General features: G+C 59.3%; 20 protein-coding genes. 10 read left to right on the top strand and 10 right to left on the bottom strand.

What is annotated here, in order from left to right:
- Position 1: 1 nt before the first annotated feature.
- The 8 genes from ACHMW7_RS06020 to ACHMW7_RS05985 all read right to left on the bottom strand — a co-directional run bounded on the left by ACHMW7_RS06020 (position 2) and on the right by ACHMW7_RS05985 (position 5,565).
- Positions 2–583 carry a DUF5681 domain-containing protein gene (locus ACHMW7_RS06020; RefSeq protein WP_395449412.1) on the bottom strand — a complete coding sequence of 194 codons (582 nt, stop codon included), beginning with the start codon at positions 581–583 and terminating at the stop codon, positions 2–4.
- Complete coding sequence (locus tag ACHMW7_RS06015) at positions 580–2,109, bottom strand: site-specific DNA-methyltransferase (RefSeq protein ID WP_395449411.1); 1,530 nt, start codon at positions 2,107–2,109, stop codon at positions 580–582. Before ACHMW7_RS06015 ends, ACHMW7_RS06020 begins: the two co-directional genes overlap by 4 nt.
- Positions 2,110–2,282: 173 nt before the next feature.
- Entirely contained in the window at positions 2,283–2,726 is a 444-nt protein-coding gene (locus ACHMW7_RS06010) for a GGDEF domain-containing protein (RefSeq protein WP_310325969.1), read from the bottom strand.
- A 366-nt stretch (positions 2,727–3,092) separates the two neighbouring features.
- Positions 3,093–3,467: a response regulator gene (locus tag ACHMW7_RS06005; RefSeq protein WP_395449410.1), complete on the bottom strand. Its 375-nt coding sequence runs from the start codon at positions 3,465–3,467 to the stop codon at positions 3,093–3,095.
- 218 nt (positions 3,468–3,685) lie between these two features.
- Positions 3,686–3,985 (bottom strand): DUF982 domain-containing protein, encoded by a 300-nt coding sequence (locus ACHMW7_RS06000; RefSeq protein WP_310325973.1) that lies wholly within the window; start codon positions 3,983–3,985, stop codon positions 3,686–3,688.
- Positions 3,986–3,987: 2 nt separating this feature from the next.
- Positions 3,988–4,278 (bottom strand): NADH dehydrogenase ubiquinone Fe-S protein 4, encoded by a 291-nt coding sequence (locus tag ACHMW7_RS05995; RefSeq protein ID WP_395451274.1) that lies wholly within the window; start codon positions 4,276–4,278, stop codon positions 3,988–3,990.
- 216 nt (positions 4,279–4,494) lie between these two features.
- Positions 4,495–5,004 carry an Hsp20/alpha crystallin family protein gene (locus ACHMW7_RS05990; RefSeq protein ID WP_154387469.1) on the bottom strand — a complete coding sequence of 170 codons (510 nt, stop codon included), beginning with the start codon at positions 5,002–5,004 and terminating at the stop codon, positions 4,495–4,497.
- A 93-nt stretch (positions 5,005–5,097) separates the two neighbouring features.
- Positions 5,098–5,565 (bottom strand): Hsp20 family protein, encoded by a 468-nt coding sequence (locus ACHMW7_RS05985; RefSeq protein ID WP_310325979.1) that lies wholly within the window; start codon positions 5,563–5,565, stop codon positions 5,098–5,100.
- 245 nt (positions 5,566–5,810) lie between these two features.
- On the opposite strand from ACHMW7_RS05985, the gene ACHMW7_RS05980 reads away from it, so the two are divergent.
- Positions 5,811–6,062: a hypothetical protein gene (locus tag ACHMW7_RS05980; RefSeq protein WP_310325981.1), complete on the top strand. Its 252-nt coding sequence runs from the start codon at positions 5,811–5,813 to the stop codon at positions 6,060–6,062.
- Here ACHMW7_RS05980 and ACHMW7_RS05975 read toward each other — a convergent pair.
- Positions 6,056–6,346, bottom strand: coding sequence for an usg protein (locus ACHMW7_RS05975; RefSeq protein ID WP_310325983.1), 291 nt, complete (start codon positions 6,344–6,346; stop codon positions 6,056–6,058). The genes ACHMW7_RS05980 and ACHMW7_RS05975 overlap by 7 nt on opposite strands.
- Positions 6,346–6,693 carry a hypothetical protein gene (locus ACHMW7_RS05970; protein WP_310325985.1) on the bottom strand — a complete coding sequence of 116 codons (348 nt, stop codon included), beginning with the start codon at positions 6,691–6,693 and terminating at the stop codon, positions 6,346–6,348. The genes ACHMW7_RS05975 and ACHMW7_RS05970 overlap by 1 nt, the downstream gene beginning before the upstream one ends.
- Positions 6,694–7,026: 333 nt before the next feature.
- Between ACHMW7_RS05970 and ACHMW7_RS05965 the strand changes: the two genes are divergently transcribed.
- The 9 genes from ACHMW7_RS05965 to ACHMW7_RS05925 all read left to right on the top strand — a co-directional run bounded on the left by ACHMW7_RS05965 (position 7,027) and on the right by ACHMW7_RS05925 (position 14,762).
- Complete coding sequence (locus ACHMW7_RS05965; protein ID WP_310325987.1) at positions 7,027–7,341, top strand: co-chaperone GroES; 315 nt, start codon at positions 7,027–7,029, stop codon at positions 7,339–7,341.
- 34 nt (positions 7,342–7,375) lie between these two features.
- Positions 7,376–9,004: a chaperonin GroEL gene (groL, locus tag ACHMW7_RS05960; RefSeq protein ID WP_395449409.1), complete on the top strand. Its 1,629-nt coding sequence runs from the start codon at positions 7,376–7,378 to the stop codon at positions 9,002–9,004.
- A 62-nt stretch (positions 9,005–9,066) separates the two neighbouring features.
- The gene (locus tag ACHMW7_RS05955) at positions 9,067–9,288 is read left to right on the top strand and encodes a hypothetical protein (RefSeq protein ID WP_310325991.1); all 222 of its coding nucleotides are present in this window, start codon (positions 9,067–9,069) and stop codon (positions 9,286–9,288) included.
- A 127-nt stretch (positions 9,289–9,415) separates the two neighbouring features.
- Positions 9,416–10,750 (top strand): Do family serine endopeptidase, encoded by a 1,335-nt coding sequence (locus ACHMW7_RS05950; protein WP_310325993.1) that lies wholly within the window; start codon positions 9,416–9,418, stop codon positions 10,748–10,750.
- Between the two features lie 20 nt (positions 10,751–10,770).
- Positions 10,771–11,982 carry an NEW3 domain-containing protein gene (locus ACHMW7_RS05945; RefSeq protein ID WP_395449408.1) on the top strand — a complete coding sequence of 404 codons (1,212 nt, stop codon included), beginning with the start codon at positions 10,771–10,773 and terminating at the stop codon, positions 11,980–11,982.
- Positions 11,982–12,920 (top strand): ABC transporter ATP-binding protein, encoded by a 939-nt coding sequence (locus ACHMW7_RS05940; protein WP_154387596.1) that lies wholly within the window; start codon positions 11,982–11,984, stop codon positions 12,918–12,920. Before ACHMW7_RS05945 ends, ACHMW7_RS05940 begins: the two co-directional genes overlap by 1 nt.
- Complete coding sequence (locus tag ACHMW7_RS05935; RefSeq protein ID WP_154387590.1) at positions 12,910–13,863, top strand: ABC transporter permease; 954 nt, start codon at positions 12,910–12,912, stop codon at positions 13,861–13,863. Before ACHMW7_RS05940 ends, ACHMW7_RS05935 begins: the two co-directional genes overlap by 11 nt.
- A gap of 264 nt (positions 13,864–14,127) precedes the next feature.
- Entirely contained in the window at positions 14,128–14,430 is a 303-nt protein-coding gene (locus tag ACHMW7_RS05930; protein ID WP_154387589.1) for a DUF982 domain-containing protein, read from the top strand.
- A gap of 32 nt (positions 14,431–14,462) precedes the next feature.
- The gene (locus tag ACHMW7_RS05925; RefSeq protein WP_310326004.1) at positions 14,463–14,762 is read left to right on the top strand and encodes a DUF982 domain-containing protein; all 300 of its coding nucleotides are present in this window, start codon (positions 14,463–14,465) and stop codon (positions 14,760–14,762) included.
- The last annotated feature ends 376 nt before the right edge of the window (positions 14,763–15,138 follow it).

The raw sequence follows: 15,138 nt of genomic DNA, 5'->3' as shown, positions 1-15,138 counted from the left end.
GCTAGTCCTTCCGCTTTCTGCTTTGAGGACCGATCGACATATCCAGTGCAGTGTCACCGAGAAGATGCCGGAGCTGGGCTTGGTCAGCGGGTGAAAGAGCCTGCTCATGAACGGGATTATCTGCAGGCTCGGCATCCTCGCCCGCGATCACGATCAGTGCCTTTATGGTATTGAGGTCGCCTTTGATGGCTTTCACCATCAACGACTTGATCAGGGCCTCTCGCTTGGTGATCTTGCGGGTTCCATCGCCGTCACGGATCTCAATCAACTGCTGTAGCTCTCGCTGAAGGATAGTCTTGAGCGACAGGCTTTCTTTCGGCCGACCTTTCGGGTTGCCGCTTTTTCCCGGTTTGAACTGCGCCGCCTTTGGCGGTTTGCCATAGCCGACATCATAAGGCTCGCTGGTGCTGTTACTGCTGCTTACGGATTGCGATGGTGCAGGCGGCGTGCTCGGCAGAGCCTTACAATAAGGACTGGGAGCTGCAGCCTGCGGCGGCGGCGGCCGACGTCGCCGCGGCGCTGCTGCATCATGAGATGATTGGACAGGATTGCCCGCGGGGGCGCTTCGCGAGGGCCCGCTCATACCCGACCTCCCTTGCTGGCAACAACGTCCGGCTCAATGAGCCAGGTCGGAACACGCCGGCGCCGCGGTACGGGAGGGTTGGATTGCCCCAAGCCAACTTGCTGTGCAGAGGCCGGCATGACCAAAGAACCCTCGTTGAGAGGGCAAGTATCTAAGGTGTCGGTGCCGTCTGTCTGGCCAGAACTTTCGGCGCGACGCATCTCGCTCATCGCATGGAAGCCAAGGCCTGTCTCAACATGGACCGCTTCGATGCCGAACCGCTCCTGAAAGCGCCGCAGCGCAACATCGACATAAAGCGGATCGAGTTCAACACAGCGCGCAACTCGGCCGGTTTTTTCTGCGGCGATCAGCATCGTGCCGGAGCCACAAAAGCCGTCGATGACGATGTCGCCACGTTGCGAGGCATCCTTGATGATGTCAGCGATCAGCTCGACCGGCTTGACGGTGGGATGATCGGCAAGGCGTTTGTTGCGTTCTCGGCCAAAGCTGTTGAACCCAGGTACATCCCAGACATTGGTCCGGTTGCGGCCATGACGACCGAGCTCGATGTTATTGAGGTGGGAAGCGCCGGGTTTTTTGAACACGGCGCAGAGTTCATGGGCGGAGCGGTACAGGCTTCCCATGCCACCCTTCATCTTGTTCCAGACAGCGAGGTTGAGCAGTTCGTAATCAAGCCCGCGTCCCGCCTCGAGCAAGATCTCGATGTGCTTCCAGTCCATGAAGGAATAGATCAGGCCGCCAGGCACGAGGTGCCCAGCCATTGCCGACAAGCTCGATGTGAGGAACTGCTCGAACTGCTCAGGAGACATCTCGCCTGAGGCCTCAGCAAACTCCCGGTACCGGGTCTCTCCGAGCCCCATGATGCTGGCGATCCCGACATTGTAGGGCGGGTCGATAGCAATAAGCCGTGCCCTCTCCCCGCGCAACAAAGTGGCATAGGTTGCCTGTAGCTTTGCGTCTCCACAGATCAGGCGGTGCTGTCCGACCTGCCAGACATCGCCGAGCCGAGACACCGCGACATCAGCGGGAGCAACATCCATCTGATCGGCCGGATCGCTGCCATCCCCGGCATCAAGCACAACATCGAGTTCGCCGGTTGAAAACCCGGTCAGCTCAAGCTCGAAGCTGGTGTCGAGCACCAGGATGTCTTCGAACTCCAAACGAAGCGCACTCTCGTCCCAGGCAACGCCTTCGGCGAGTTTGTTGTCAGCGATGCGATATGCCCTGATTTGAGCCTGGGTCAGGTGGTCAATCCGGATAACTGGCAGTTCCGAGTATCCGAGCCGCCGCGCCGCTTCGAGCCGGGCCAGGCCAGTGATAACCGTAAGGCCGGCGTCAACGACGATGGCGCCAATGAAACCGAATTGTTCGATGGACCGGACAACGGCTTCAACATGGCGCTCAGTTATCTTGCGCAAAGCTCGCTTGGGCTCGATCAACCGGTCGATCGCAACCATCTCGACCTCGGGATGGTTGGATCTGGCCTGAGCATCGTCAAAGCGACGTGTTCCTTGTGCGTTTAACATGGCAACGACCTCCTCGTTCCGCCGGAGAGATCCGGCGAGATTAGCAAGATTGAACTTTTCGAAAGGCCTGCCCGTCCGCACTACAGGTTGGGCCATCCCTCGGCGGGACAGCTAAATGTTGCCGATTCGGGCCTCAGAGAACAAGTATGGAGACAAGTATTTTTTCGCATGATTCACAACGGCCCGCGCCGTGACAAGAAATTGGTGAGGGGGTGAAAGCACAGGATAAAAAATAATCTGATATAATTATCACTAGTATGACGAATATTAAGAAAACAGATACACGTGCGAGCCGCCACCTCTATGATCAGGCGATCACCAGCAAGGTGCCCCAGGCTGTCATTGACCACCTTGAAACGGTCCAGGTCGATGAAAAGGACGGCGAATTCCTCCCCGCGACCGCGATTACGCCGCGCCAGGGCCTGGTTCAGTCGGTCGAGGAACAGAGCCCGGTTGGGAAGCCCGGGCGAATGCGAGATGGGAACTTCACAAGGGCAAGCATCGTTGTATGCGAAAATGAGGGTCTGATATAAACGTATCGGCACACCTTGGGTGTCGTCATGGTAGACGGTCGACGGAAACCACGAAGGGAACATAGTCCTTGGCGTGCTGGTCATGAATTAGAACTGGCACTGATAAGCGCGTTAGCAAATGGGGGGCTGCATGATCCAGGGAAGGTAGCCGGCACGACTAGTCCTTGGAAACATATTCCTCGTTCCGAGGGCTCAGCCGACCGGGAGTATCGGCCAGCCAACCGGCAGACAAGAAGCCCATGGTATCGACCCGCAAGCGAGCGGTAGACAGATCCGAAGGGGGTTCGTCGCGCATCCTAAGAACCCTGCGGTTGGCCGATAGTTGCAGACGGCGACCTTCCTCGTTTGGGCTTGGGAGGGTAATCGCCCCATCGAAACAACCCCAAATTGCGCTGTGCGTCCGGTTGGGGCGCTGTCGCTCCCGAGTGTGAGCAATTTTTCTGCTCGCCCTTAACGAAGCGATGGTGCCAGCCTCATCTGAGGCGGCGGAGTTGGCAATGCGCAGTCCGCACCTCGGTGAATGTAGGCACTGGCGAAATCGATCACCTGGCCAAGCGAAATAGGTTCACAAGGCTTCGTGACTGCTCCGATAGCACCGGCATAATCTAGCGGGATCTGGTCGGGGCTCCCGGTGACAAACACCACCAAGACGTGATGATCGTTTGCTAGCCGCTGAGCAATATGCGGCCCCGTGAGCCCGTCTTTCAGGTTGAGGTCGACAAGGGCCAGATCCGGAGCATGCATTCGAGCTAGCTCCAGCGCTCGCTTCGCATGATCCGCCATGCCGACCACGTCCAGTCCTAGTTCGAGCAATTGAAATTCCAAGTCCAGCGCGAGGAATACTTCGTCCTCAACGATGAGTACCTTTAGCGTTGGCTGACCAGATCGAACCACTGAAACGCCTGTCGCGCAAAGAAAATGTAGGCGTTCCGCGGTGCGCTGCCTGCCGCCTTTGTCGCAGCAACAAAAACCATGCTTAGCGGGAAAGGTTCCCTTGCCACGTAGAAGGGGGCGCTACGGACGCAAAGGTAGGCAACCTCTACTCAGGGTGCGTTTTGGCGCGACTGCTTTAGAGCGACCTTCGGCAATGGCGCCGATGGCTCGGTGCTGATCAGAACGCCGGCAATTCTGGCGAAGCTGACAAAGGCCTGTCGTGCCTGTTCAACGGACATTTGTCCGGCGATCGCCGCGTTGCAGCTTCTCTCGGCGCAGGTGAACACCGGCCCCCGACGACCTGTCGGCCAGTGCTTCAGGAACATCATCGCCTCCTGCACCGAGTCGATCTCGTGGACAGCGCCGTTTGTTTCAACCTGCACCGGAGCCAAGAAAGGGAGTTTTGCCATTCTTACCTCCTAACTTGTGGTTGTGTCCGGTGCCTCGGTCTGCTTTTCCGTGGCTCCCGGAGAAGCGATCGGACGTTTGGTCGAGGCCGTTCTGGCGGGGAATTCAGCACGGCATAGGCTAGGTTTTGCCTTTCAGCGAACGCTATGGCCGCTTCCTGGGTCGGAAAATCAAGCGTGACCTGGGTCAGCGTATCATCCCCTCCGGTGTAGCCCATCAAAGCGTCAATGAAGGGCGGCGTCCGCCGTTCAAACACCAGCCGCCACGGTTGAGCCCTGCCGCGGGCAGAGGTCATGACACAGCGGCCAGGCCGGAAAATCCGCGCCGAACTTTGCCCGCTCAGTGGTGGCCGCTTGGCGGGAAACATCATTGGAAGCTTGACGTTCGCCGTCCGCCCGCAATTCAACAGGATGCGGTCCGTCTCGACGTTTGGTGTCAGCGGCGCCGTCATCGACTCCTCCTCGCCTGAAGATGCCGGCCGGGACCTTGGGCCCGACCGGCCAGTCAGCCATCACTTGGTGGTATTGATCGCGATGCGCTTGGCGTTCGCCTGCGCCTTTTCCGTCTTGGGCAGGGTCACTGTGAGGACGCCGTTCTTGAATGCCGCCTCCACCCTGTCCTCATCAACCTCGCGGCCAAGAGCAAGGCGCCGCTCGAAACGCCCGTAATAGCGTTCGCTGAACTGACGATCCTTGTCTTCGGTTTCCGATTTCTTCTCGCCGCGAAGTGTGAGAACACCGTCGTCAAGCAGAACCTCGACGTCGTTCTCGTCAAGTCCGGGCATTTCCGCGACCACCCGGATTTCCTTGTCGTTCTCCGAGAATTCGACGCTTGGCCAGGCGCCGTTCCGAGGCGTCATGCGGCCAAACACCGACGGTGTGTCAAATCCCCGGAACACCTCGTCGAACAGCCGGTTGACGTTGCGATGCAGCGACATGAACGGATCCATGTCTTCGCTGCGATAGATCGTCGGAGCCTGGTTATTGCCACGGTTCCATGGAATCAGGTCACGCACACTCATTGTCGTTTCCTTTCGTCTTTCTTGTCCTTTCTCGTCAGGTCACGACGACACCCCACCCCAGATGGGGTGTCGCGCTGGCCGGTTCAGGTAAGATCATGCCGCTACGTTGCCTTCGATCCGCTTCGACGCAGACTTCTTGTCAGCGTCGGCGTTAATCGCGATCCGTCGCGGCTTCATCTCCTCAGGAATTTCCTTCTTGAGGTCGATGATTAGCAGGCCGTTCTCGAGCTTGGCACCCATGACACTGACATGGTCGGCGAGTTCGAAACGACGGTCAAAGGTCCTCATCGCCAGTCCATGGTGGAGATACAAAACCTCGCCATTTTCTGTCTTCGAGCCGTTGATGACGAGCAGGTTCGGCTCATGGGTGATCGAAAGCTCGTCTTCTGCGAACCCGGCTACAGCAAGCGCGATGCGATAGGTGTCTTCACCGAGCTTGACGATGTCATAGGGCGGCCAGTTGTCGGCCTGCGGTGAACTGGATTTCTCGAGCAGATCGAAAACCCGGTCAAAGCCGATGCTCGACCTGTAGAAGGGGGAGAAGTCCATATTTGTTCTCATAGCTACATCCTCCTTGGAGCAACATAGGTACGAGGAAGCGCCAAGAAGCCTGGCGCTCCCTGACCGTGCCGGCCCTTTGCAGCGGCCGACGAATTAAGAGTTGGGAAGCGATTTGCTCGACGTCAAGGGGCGAGCAATCGAGCCGACATTTTGACGGCGTGGTGGTGGATTCACAGGCCGGGGCGACTGGAAAGCGCTCCGTCCAATGCCCATCTAGTCCGCTGGCGAATCGATGGAGGTAAGCGATGACCATGACGCGGGAAGACGTTGTCTCGGTCCTCGGACCGGTGGACGACACAGTGATTGCAGAAGTGATCATGTCCGGCGCTTCGCTCGATGAACTCAGGGAGGCGTGGGGTTGGGCTTTCGGCGACGACGCGTTGATGGGGCAAGGCCGCCCACTTCCCGGAACGCGGGTTGCGGCACTGATTGACTTGATTGAGCCCGACGATGACGAGATAGAGGGCCCGGCCGCACCGGGCCCTGGTGCTCACTGAATCGTAAACACCCCGTCCACTGCTTGCCATTCCGCAGGTTTGATCAGGCGGTGATGGGCAACGCGCACTGAATGGAGCGCGCCTTCAAGTTCCTGTTCCCAGTAGCTGAGGAAACCTTTCAGCGTCGGGAATTCCGGTGCGAGGTCGTATTCCTGCCAGACAAAAAGTTGCAACAACCGCGGGTAATCAGGAAGGTGATAATGGATCTCCGCGGTCGTGAGGCCGTAACCCTCCATCTGCAACCGGAATTCTCTGCTGAGCACAAGCTTGTTCTCGGTCACCATCAAGCGTCCAATCTTTCCGGACGTTCGCGGTTGCCGCCCTGGTCGAATTTGGAGGCGGCGTCGGCGCGAATTTCATCGAGCCGGCGAAGCGCATCCATGACGGCATCGAAAGTCACCGGGGCCGCAACGCCTGGTGGCTTGCGCAGGGCCGGTATGGATTCGACCGCGCATGCATCCGATGCCCAGGAGGCAAGAATGGCACGCTTTTCCTGAATGTCGAGCTGATCGTCCGTCACCACATCGTCGGGATGGCCGAAGAACCGGGCCGGGAAAAGCAGACGGTCCAGTGACAGATCCGTGGTTTCAGGGGCGATCGAAGGGATAATCGTCGGGACGGTTCGTTCCATCGATGGTCCTCCGTTACAACAATCTCCTTTGGGTTGACGTTTCGACGGTGGTCCTAGGCGGACCATCGTCGGACAAAAACTTTGGAGGATTCGAACGAAATTTCAAGCCCCCTCAATCGCGCATTCGCGGCGGATAGCTGCATGAATTCAGCGCGCTAGCACTCGGCATGCCCGAGTGCCAAAATTTTTGCAGCCACCTCTTGAAACTCAAATACACCTCACCCAGATCGATTGCGTGCGATGCCGAAAAAGGGTCGCGCACCCCGCGCCGGATCCGCTTCGGATGCGGCGCGGAGGAACCTCAAAAATCTGTTTGTCCATGAGGAGAACGACATGACGTTCCGTCCATTGCACGACCGTATCTTGGTCCGCCGCATCGAGGCCGAGGAAAAAACGGCCGGCGGCATCATTATCCCCGAGACTGCCAAGGAAAAGCCGCAGGAAGGCGAGGTCATAGCCGTTGGTCCGGGCGCCCGCGACGACAGCGGCCAGTTGCTGTCGCTCGACGTCAAGGTTGGCGACCGCATCCTGTTCGGCAAATGGTCCGGCACCGAGATCAGACTCAATGGAGAGGATCTCCTGATCATGAAGGAGTCCGACGTGATGGGCGTGATCGATGCCGCGGCCCAGGCCAAGAAGGCCGCCTAAGGTGGCACCCGGCATTTAAGAAGGAGCAAGAAAAATGGCTGCTAAGGAAGTCAAATTCCATACCGAAGCCCGCGAGAAGATGCTGCGCGGTGTCGACATTCTCGCCAACGCTGTGAAGGTCACGCTCGGTCCCAAGGGCCGCAACGTTGTGATCGACAAGTCGTTCGGCGCCCCTCGCATCACCAAGGACGGTGTCACCGTCGCCAAGGAGATCGAGCTGGAGGACGAATTCGAGAACATGGGCGCGCAAATGGTGCGCGAAGTCGCGTCCAAGACCAGCGACATCGCCGGCGACGGGACCACAACGGCGACAGTGCTTGCCCAGGCGATTGTCAAGGAAGGTGCCAAAGCTGTCGCTTCCGGCATGAACCCGATGGACCTGAAGCGTGGCATAGACAAGGCGGTCGACGCCGTGGTCGCGGAACTCAAGGTCAATGCTCGCAAGGTCACCAAGAACGACGAAATCGCTCAAGTCGGAACGATTTCGGCCAATGGCGACGCCGAAATTGGCCGCTTCCTGGCCGAGGCGATGCAAAAAGTCGGCAACGAGGGTGTGATAACGGTCGAGGAGGCAAAAACCGCCGAAACCGAACTCGAAGTCGTCGAAGGCATGCAGTTCGATCGCGGTTACCTGTCCCCCTATTTCGTCACCAACCAGGACAAGATGCGCGTCGAGTTGGAAGAGCCTTATGTTCTGATCCACGAAAAGAAGCTGTCCAACCTGCAGGCTTTGCTTCCGGTTCTGGAGGCGGTGGTCCAGTCTTCCAAACCGCTGCTGATCATCGCAGAGGACGTCGAGGGCGAGGCGTTGGCTACCCTTGTCGTCAACAAGTTGCGAGGCGGCCTCAAGGTCGTTGCCGTCAAGGCGCCTGGCTTCGGCGATCGCCGCAAGGCGATGCTGGAAGACATCGCCATTCTGACCGGCGGCACGGCGATCTCGGAAGATCTCGGCATCAAGCTCGAAAACGTGACGCTGAACATGCTCGGCCGCGCCAAGAAGGTGGTTGTCGAGAAGGATAACACCACCATCGTTGACGGCGCTGGCTCCAAGACCGAGATCCAGGGGCGTGTTGCCCAGATCAAGACTCAGATCGAGGAGACCACCTCGGACTACGATCGTGAGAAGCTGCAGGAACGCCTGGCCAAGCTCGCCGGGGGTGTCGCCGTCATTCGCGTCGGCGGCTCGACCGAGGTCGAGGTGAAGGAGCGCAAGGATCGCGTCGATGACGCGATGCATGCAACTCGGGCGGCAGTTGAAGAAGGAGTGCTGCCGGGCGGCGGTGTTGCCCTGCTGCGCGCGGTAAAGGCGCTCGACAATGTCCAGGCCGACAACTCCGACCAGAAACACGGCGTTGAGATCGTGCGCCGCGCCCTCGAAGCCCCAGTGCGACAGATCGCGGAAAACGCTGGCGCCGAAGGCTCGATCATCGTCGGCAAGCTGCGCGACAAGGCCGAGTTCGGCTACGGCTGGAACGCACAAACCAACGAGTTTGGCGACCTCTACACACAGGGCGTCATCGATCCGGTGAAGGTGGTGCGCACCGCACTTCAGGACGCCGCGTCCGTCGCTGGCTTGCTGGTCACCACCGAGGCGATGGTGGCCGAGAAACCGAAGAAGGACGCGCCGCTGCCAGCGATGCCCGGCGGTGGCATGGACTTCTAAGAGACAGAGAGGCTGTGTCCGCGTCCATCCGGGCGCGGACACAGCCCCAGACGGGTGATGCCATGGATACGATCAACATCAACAAGATTGCGCCGCCGCAACGTGCGGCGACCGAAATGAATTATGAGGCCGATCTAAAAGCCGTGCTGGAGCCGGTGCTGACCGAGGTGCTCGACATGACTGAATCCGCAGGCTGGGACCGGCGGAAGGCAGCGTACACGGTGATGTTCTTGGCGGCGCGGCAGCTGTCGGACGGAAAAGCGAACCCGAAAACGGATGTTTGACGCGGTCGCAAACTGAAACTGGCGTTCGCCGGCAAATGAGAGGAACGGACAATATCGTCCGTTCACGGTAGACCCGATGGCCAGCCGGTGGCGTCGAAAGGAGAAATCTAGAGTTCGGGGCCGAAAAATGACTACGCGTTGGTCTAGCTATCTTGCGCTTTCGGCAGTCTTTCTTGTTCTGGCGCCGGCGCCCGCATTGGCAGCCGCACCGCAGCCCGTCATTAGCGCAAGCGCCGAGCGCCCTCTTCCCGATGTATTGCAAGAAGTGACACCGGCTGTCGTCAACATCTCAGTCACTTCCGGCTCCGCAGCCCAGACCAATCCGCTTTACAATGATCCCTTCTTTCGTCGCTATTTCAACATGCCCGATGCGCAGCCCAGATTGAGCGCCGGATCGGGCGTCATCGTGGACGCCGAAAAGGGGTTCATCCTCACCAACCATCACGTCGTCGCCGACGCCAGCGAGATCACGGTGACGCTGAAGGATCGACGCCGCTTCACAGCTGAATTGATCGGCAGCGATCAGGCGACCGACATCGCGTTGCTCAGGATCAAGGGCGACCGGCTCACAGCCCTCTCCTTCGGTGATTCCGATACGCTGCGCGTCGGTGAACCAGTCGTGGCGATCGGCAATCCATTTGGTCTCGGCCAAACCGTTACCGCTGGTATCGTCAGTGCGCTTGGCCGCAGCGGCATCAACATCGAGGGCTACGAAGATTTTATCCAGACTGATGCCTCGATCAATCCGGGCAATTCCGGCGGCGCATTGGTGACACATGACGGGCGTTTGGTTGGCATCAACACTGCCATCATCGCGCCGGCCGGCGGCAATATCGGCATTGGTTTCGCTGTCCCGATCGCGATGGCGTCGACTGTGATGAAGCAACTCATTGAGCATGGCGAGGTGCGTCGGGGTCGTATCGGCATCGCCATCCAGGATTTGACGCCGGACCTCGCAGACGCGCTCAAACTCACCGAGAATTCCGGCGCCGTTGTCAGCAGCGTCGAAGACGGCTCGCCTGCTGCCCAAGCCGGGCTACTGGCCGGCGACGTGATCATCAGTGTCGATCAGCACCCGATCTCCGGCTCAGCCGATCTGCGAAACCGGGTTGGCCTGGCACCCGCCGGATCGGAGGTGGGCATCGAGTACCTGCGCGACGGCGCGCGAAAGTCTGTCACTGTGCGTATCGAACCTGAAAAGGGAGCAAAAACGGCGGCGCTGCCCGATCGTCTGGAGGGCGCGCAAATCGAAGATGCCGCTGGAAACGTGTTCGTTTCCCGCGTCGACGAAGGCAGCGCCGCAGCCCGTGCCGGCCTGCGAGCTGGGGACGTGATTGTCGCGGTCAACCGGCAGCCGGTCACAACCACGGTCGAACTGGCCACGGCACTGCGCAACACCGCCGGCACGATCGCGCTGGATCTGTTTCGTGGTGGGAACAAGCTCTTCCTGGTTATCCGCTAGGAGCATCCGAGTAGAGCAACGTGTTCATCGATTGGGAGAAGGAGATGAAAAAATCTGTTCGATGGATAATCGCCGCAGGAGCGGCCATTGCAGCGGCGTTGATCCCGGTTCCGGCGCTCGCGCAGGATCAACCAGCAAATCCTCAAGAGTTAACCGGCTTCTGGCTGACGACACCGCATCCTGACCTGGCGATCCGACCCGGCGAGACCGAGTCGATCCCGCTGACTTTGCGTAACCACAATCTGCCGCCTCAGCGTGCGTCGCTGGAGGTGTCAGGCATTCCCGATGGCTGGAAATGGTCGATCAAGGGTGGCAACCGCGAGGTTGGGGCCGTCATTGTGTCGCCCAATGCCACGGAAGAGGTCAAGCTCGAGCTGACGCCACCGGAGGGTGCGACCGGCACGAGCGTGCCGATCGACGTCAAGGCTCGCTACGGCAATCAAACGGCCGATTTGCCGATTACCGTGAAACTATCGGATGCATCCGAGGGCGGCTTGGAACTGAAACCGGAATTGCCGGCGCTGCGGGGTACTGCGCGCTCGACCTTCAGCTTCAAGGTCGAAGTGACCAACAACGGCGCCGAGGAAAGCTTGGTCAACCTGGCCGCCACTGCCCCCGAAGGCTTCCAGACACGCTTTAAGCGCGGGTATGGCTCGGAAGAAATCACCGGCTTGCCAATCGAAGCCGGCGCCACTCAAAACATTACGCTCGAGGTCACACCGGCACGCGCCGCGCCAGCTGGCAGCTATCCGATCGCCATGGAAGTTGCGGGTGGTGGCGCCAGCGCCGCGACAGAACTCAGCATTGAGGTGACGGGTCAACCGGAGGTCGCGTTGAGCGGCCCTCAGGAACGGCTTTCGGGCCAAGCGGTTGCCGGCAAGGAAACGACTTTCCCCTTTACGCTCGCCAACACTGGGACTGCGCCAGCGACGGATGTCGAACTTTCGGCCTCGCCACCCACTGGCTGGAAGGTGGAATTCGAGCCCAAGACCGTTGGCACGCTTGCGCCGAACGCCACAAGCGAAGTCAACGTAAAGATCACCCCTTCCGAGCGTGCTATCGCCGGCGACTACATGATCAATGTTCGCGCCAGCGGTGGAAGCGTGTCGGAATCGGCGCAGTTCCGCGTGACGGTCAATACATCGACAATGTGGGGCGTTGCCGGGCTCGGCGTCATTGCCGCGGCCGCACTCGTCCTCGGCATGGCTGTGATGAGGTATGGGCGGCGATGATGAACACCACAGTCATAACAGCAACTGGACTGGTCAAACGCTACGGCACGGCAACCGCGGTCGCAGGAATAGATCTGTCGGTTGAAGCCGGAGAAGTTGTCGGACTGCTCGGGCCGAACGGCGCGGGCAAGACAACCACAATCCTGATGCTGCTCGGCTTGACCGAGCCAAGTGAAGGCAGCGTACGCATCCTTGGCAAGGACCCTCTGCGCCAGCCCCTTGAGGTCAAAAGAGAGGTTGGCTACCTGCCGGACGCCGTCGGTTTCTACGATGCCATGTCCGGCCGCGAGAACCTGGCTTATACCTCCCGTCTCGCAGGCATGTCAAAGGATCTTGCTCGTGAACGGATCGCCGCGGCCCTCGAAAAGGTGCGACTGATTGAGGTCGCCGATCGGCAGGTCGGCACCTATTCCCGTGGCATGCGGCAGCGTCTTGGCATTGCAGAACTTCTCATGCGCAAATGCAGCGTTGCCATTCTCGACGAGCCGACTTCGGGTCTCGATCCCCAGTCGACCCAGGAATTGCTCGACCTGATCCAGGCATTGAGCCGCGACGGCATGACCATTTTGTTGTCGTCGCACATGCTCAACGTGGTTCAATCGATTTGCCATCGCATCGCACTGTTCAATAAAGGCAAGATCGGCTTTCTGGGCACGATAGAGGAGCTGGCAGCGCAAATTGGTGGCGGCGCCTTCATCGTAGACGTTGAGGCGGACGGCATCGATCTCGCCAAGGCGGCCGGGATGGCGCTGGGGGTACGATCTGTCGTCCCGGGACGACATGGACACTGGCTGGTCGAAGCGGAACGCGACGTGCGCCCGGAACTAGCTCGCTTCGTCGTTGAAGGCGGCGGAGCGTTGAAGAACCTCGACTTGCGTCAGGCAAGCCTCGACGAGGCGTACACTCGCTATTTCAGGGAGGTTGGCCATGATGCGTGAAGGCTCCCCCTTCAAAGGGGTCGCGACCATCGCCCTCAAGGAAGCGGCCGATCACATGACCAGCGCACGCATGCACCTGATCATGCTGCTTGTCCTGCTCACCGCCATCGGCGCTGTTTATGGCGCGATCGGTCGCATCAGCCAAACCACGGCTGAGGATCCCTACCTGTTCCTCAAGTTGTTGACCGTCGCTCAAGAGCCCCTACCGTCGTTCGCTGCATTCCTCGGCTTTCTGCTGCCCCTCGTGGCAATCGCGCTCGGCTTCGATGCCATCAACGGCGAGCACTCGCGCCGGACCATGAGTCGGCTCCTCTCGCAGCCGATCTATCGGGACGCTGTGCTCTTCGGAAAGTTCCTGGGTGGACTGCTGGTCATTGCGATCGCGCTGCTGACGCTATGGCTTCTCATGGTTGGCCTCGGCATCCTTTTCCTTGGCCTTCCGCCGTTGGCTGGAGACCTCGTTCGCGGCATCGCATATCTGGGGGTGACACTGGCATACGCTGGCGTCTGGTTGGCGCTTGCGATCACGTTTTCAACGGTCATTCGCTCGCCCGCCACTTCTGCGCTGGCGGCGCTGTCGGTCTGGCTGGTGCTGACAGTGTTCTGGGGAATGATCGCCCCGTTGATAGCAAATGCTTTCACTCCGATCGATCCGCTCGACCCGATGAGTGTCATCACGCAGTTTGAGACGCAGCAGGCTGTTGCAAGACTGTCGCCGCAGATGCTCTACGGTGAAGTGACAGCGATGCTGCTCGACCCAGCCGCCCGTTCCGTCGGTCCGCTGTTCTTCGATCAGGTCCAGGGTGCAATCGTCGGCGCGCCGCTACCCACAATGCAGAGCCTTCTGATCGTATGGCCACAGATCTCAGGGCTGGTCGCTGCAATGATCCTGCTCTTCACCATTGCCTATGTCGTCTTCCAACGCCAGGAGGTCAGGGCATGACGTCGACGCGTCTTAATCATTGCCTCGGCGCCCTCCGAAGGCGGGATACTGATCTCCCCGATGCCTCGGCCTACTGCATCGGGGAAGTAAGAACGTGGCTAGACGGTCGCGAGCATCCGCTATGCCTTGACGGCATGGCTCGAGGCACCGGTGAAGGCCTACAGCGCCTTGCCCCCGCTTCGCAACGTGCATGAAATATCCGAGCGCTGCGAGTTACAGACAATACCGCTTGCCAAAGCGTCCGATGAAGAAAGGAGGAAACCAATGGAACACAACCTGTTCGAACGTCCCGTCACCATCCTCGTCGGTCTCGGTTTCCCGACGGAGGTCAAGTCCGTGACTGAAGCCATCGCAGTTCTTTACGAATGGCCACCGTCAAGAAGGGATCCGGCGCATGTGATTGCTTTCCACGCCTGCAAGGCAGCGCTCGCCGGTGAGATCGAAGCGGAAACCGCCCGCGGCATGTTTGTCGCCTTTGCCCGGAGACATGACCTTCTTGCCCCACGATCCGAAAATGTAGCCCCAACCCCTTCGATTGGCGAATTCGGTGCGGCCACAATGCACTGAATGGCGGCCAAGCTCGGCGCGAGCGTGCCAACATGGTCCGCGAAGCAAACCTGATGGATAAAGCGATGAACGATGTGCGCTTTCCAGATCCGGTTAAGCTGACGCTGAGGCCCTGGGGCGAACGTGTCGTTGCAAGTTCGTTGGAAGCGATCGAGTTTATGAACGAGCATTGGCCTGACTGGGCTCGCGGTCGCTCGTATCGAGCCGCTTATCGCGCATGCCGCGACGCTCTTGATGGCTGGCGAGCGCCGAAAGAGGCCCGAAAGGCTTTCATGAAAGCTGCAAGCCGTGCCGGTTTGATCTCGTCAACCAAGAGACGACAGCACCTCTGAAGGGTGTCGCGGCGGCTCAGACCATTACCCTGCACGGATACCGAAATTCCCTACTAGGCTGAAAGACATTCCCTGTTCCGTTTCATAGGGAATTGCGACGTAAACCTCTGCGCTGCCTCAACAATTCGTCGCACAGAACCGATGAAGCACCTGAAACGTGACGAAATTCCCTGAATTTGGGGTGCTATCAGGCTAATCGTCGGTTGAGGCCCGTTCGCGAGAGACTGCGCACACCACCAGCGGATTATCCTAAAAAATTGATTTTGCTTTCCTTTCTAAGGAAAGCTTGGCCGATCCCCACTTTCTTCCCCACTTAGATGGATTGCAGCCCTCTATTTCGCGCTCGAAACGGTGTGAACTGGATTTCTCCACGGGA

Source organism: Aminobacter sp. UC22_36, assembly GCF_044056035.1.
In the GTDB taxonomy this organism is placed as follows: domain Bacteria; phylum Pseudomonadota; class Alphaproteobacteria; order Rhizobiales; family Rhizobiaceae; genus Aminobacter.
Note: the sequence above shows the minus strand (reverse complement) of the source record. Positions and strands in the feature narration are given on the sequence as shown.

Excerpts from the sequence above, each read along its gene's own strand:
- ACHMW7_RS05940 (WP_154387596.1), top strand. The coding sequence starts at position 11,982 with ATGAACACCACAGTCATAACAGCAACTGGACTGGTCAAACGCTACGGC.
- ACHMW7_RS05990 (WP_154387469.1), bottom strand. The coding sequence starts at position 5,004 with ATGAGTGTGCGTGACCTGATTCCATGGAACCGTGGCAATAACCAGGCT.
- ACHMW7_RS06015 (WP_395449411.1), bottom strand. The coding sequence starts at position 2,109 with ATGTTAAACGCACAAGGAACACGTCGCTTTGACGATGCTCAGGCCAGA.
- ACHMW7_RS05935 (WP_154387590.1), top strand. The coding sequence starts at position 12,910 with ATGATGCGTGAAGGCTCCCCCTTCAAAGGGGTCGCGACCATCGCCCTC.
- ACHMW7_RS06000 (WP_310325973.1), bottom strand. The coding sequence starts at position 3,985 with ATGGCAAAACTCCCTTTCTTGGCTCCGGTGCAGGTTGAAACAAACGGC.
- ACHMW7_RS05925 (WP_310326004.1), top strand. The coding sequence starts at position 14,463 with ATGGTCCGCGAAGCAAACCTGATGGATAAAGCGATGAACGATGTGCGC.
- ACHMW7_RS05965 (WP_310325987.1), top strand. The coding sequence starts at position 7,027 with ATGACGTTCCGTCCATTGCACGACCGTATCTTGGTCCGCCGCATCGAG.
- groL (WP_395449409.1), top strand. The coding sequence starts at position 7,376 with ATGGCTGCTAAGGAAGTCAAATTCCATACCGAAGCCCGCGAGAAGATG.
- ACHMW7_RS05995 (WP_395451274.1), bottom strand. The coding sequence starts at position 4,278 with ATGACCTCTGCCCGCGGCAGGGCTCAACCGTGGCGGCTGGTGTTTGAA.
- ACHMW7_RS05980 (WP_310325981.1), top strand. The coding sequence starts at position 5,811 with ATGACCATGACGCGGGAAGACGTTGTCTCGGTCCTCGGACCGGTGGAC.
- ACHMW7_RS05985 (WP_310325979.1), bottom strand. The coding sequence starts at position 5,565 with ATGAGAACAAATATGGACTTCTCCCCCTTCTACAGGTCGAGCATCGGC.
- ACHMW7_RS06010 (WP_310325969.1), bottom strand. The coding sequence starts at position 2,726 with ATGACCAGCACGCCAAGGACTATGTTCCCTTCGTGGTTTCCGTCGACC.
- ACHMW7_RS05930 (WP_154387589.1), top strand. The coding sequence starts at position 14,128 with ATGGAACACAACCTGTTCGAACGTCCCGTCACCATCCTCGTCGGTCTC.
- ACHMW7_RS05955 (WP_310325991.1), top strand. The coding sequence starts at position 9,067 with ATGGATACGATCAACATCAACAAGATTGCGCCGCCGCAACGTGCGGCG.
- ACHMW7_RS06020 (WP_395449412.1), bottom strand. The coding sequence starts at position 583 with ATGAGCGGGCCCTCGCGAAGCGCCCCCGCGGGCAATCCTGTCCAATCA.
- ACHMW7_RS05950 (WP_310325993.1), top strand. The coding sequence starts at position 9,416 with ATGACTACGCGTTGGTCTAGCTATCTTGCGCTTTCGGCAGTCTTTCTT.
- ACHMW7_RS05975 (WP_310325983.1), bottom strand. The coding sequence starts at position 6,346 with ATGGTGACCGAGAACAAGCTTGTGCTCAGCAGAGAATTCCGGTTGCAG.
- ACHMW7_RS05970 (WP_310325985.1), bottom strand. The coding sequence starts at position 6,693 with ATGGAACGAACCGTCCCGACGATTATCCCTTCGATCGCCCCTGAAACC.